Annotated in this window: 3 protein-coding genes; 1 reads left to right on the forward strand and 2 read right to left on the reverse strand. The window is 35.8% G+C overall.

Going from position 1 to position 1,012, the window contains the following annotated elements:
• Window positions 1-138: 138 nt before the first annotated feature.
• Window positions 139-282 (forward strand): hypothetical protein, encoded by a 144-nt coding sequence (locus tag RM529_RS17505; protein ID WP_229418428.1) that lies wholly within the window; start codon window positions 139-141, stop codon window positions 280-282.
• A gap of 9 nt (window positions 283-291) precedes the next feature.
• Here RM529_RS17505 and RM529_RS17510 read toward each other — a convergent pair whose 3' ends face one another.
• Window positions 292-663 carry a hypothetical protein gene (locus RM529_RS17510; RefSeq protein ID WP_176619458.1) on the reverse strand — a complete coding sequence of 124 codons (372 nt, stop codon included), beginning with the start codon at window positions 661-663 and terminating at the stop codon, window positions 292-294.
• A gap of 7 nt (window positions 664-670) precedes the next feature.
• Window positions 671-1,012, reverse strand: a 342-nt coding sequence (locus RM529_RS17515; protein ID WP_311486020.1) for a DUF4138 domain-containing protein, incomplete at its 5' end; no start/stop codon positions are given.

Consider the following 1,012-nt stretch of genomic DNA (forward strand, 5'->3'; position numbering starts at 1 on the left):
TATCCGATGGACTTGAAAAGAGGTAATTGCATTTCTGAATTATCGTGAAGGTGGCATTATCTAGATCGGTATTGATAAGGAAGAGAACACTTTCGGTTTGGCTGATGCGACGGTGACCAGTTAAAAATTAAAGACAGGTTGAAGAACAATATTTGTCCTTCAGCTTTGGCTATTAATGAATTTGCCGTTGGTAAGCACATTACAGCTATCAAAAATAAAGGTTTTTTAGTCCGTCACGGTGATACAAGAGGCTCTTGGGAAATCAACCTCGATGAAAAATAGAAAACTCTATTAAAAAGGCGCTTTATCCTTTGAACCTCTTGCGGTAGCCAGCCATTTGCCTTCCTGTTTAACCAGTTTAAAAACACCAGGCGTTTTATCATAAGCTGTGGTATATTTTACCCAAGCCACGTTCCCCATAATCGTATCCTGCAAAACAGTAAAGTTGGAATCATCCTTTACCGTAGCATTAAACATATTTATAGTATTCATATAGTTAGAATATGCCTGTGGTGTTGAGTTAGCCTTTAAAGTTTCTTCATCTTTTTCATAAAAGCTTTCAATAACAATTTGGGCTGTGGCACTTGGCCCCGAGATTTTAGTTTCAGAATCAGCACAAGAAAGTAACAGCGCTATGAGCGAGAAAACAACAAATTTTTTCATATCAGTATTAATTTGGGTTATTAATATACCTATGCGATAGTTTCATTTTTATATTTCGTTCGCCATTCTTTTCATTCAATTCCAAAATTGCCCTCCGGTCATCAGATAATGAAAATTTGGATAATACATAAACAAAGCGAGCCGTTTCATTTTCCATAATCTTGGACGGCAGATTATGTTTATATATCGGTTCTTGATAGAGCCGTTGCAATGATTTTCTTTTTCCTTTTTGTCGAGTTTCAACTGATAGGTTCAAGAAATTCAAATCGTAATCCATTGTAGAAGTATTTTCAATCTCGATAACGAAATAGAGTTCATCCTTATCAAAAACAATGTTCTCTACGGTCAA

It is taken from the genome of Autumnicola edwardsiae (genome assembly GCF_031846505.1).
Lineage (GTDB): Bacteria > Bacteroidota > Bacteroidia > Flavobacteriales > Flavobacteriaceae > Autumnicola > Autumnicola edwardsiae.

What these genes read in the sequence shown, in the direction of transcription:
- RM529_RS17510 (WP_176619458.1), bottom strand. Translation starts at nt 663, where the DNA reads ATGAAAAAATTTGTTGTTTTCTCGCTCATAGCGCTGTTACTTTCTTGT.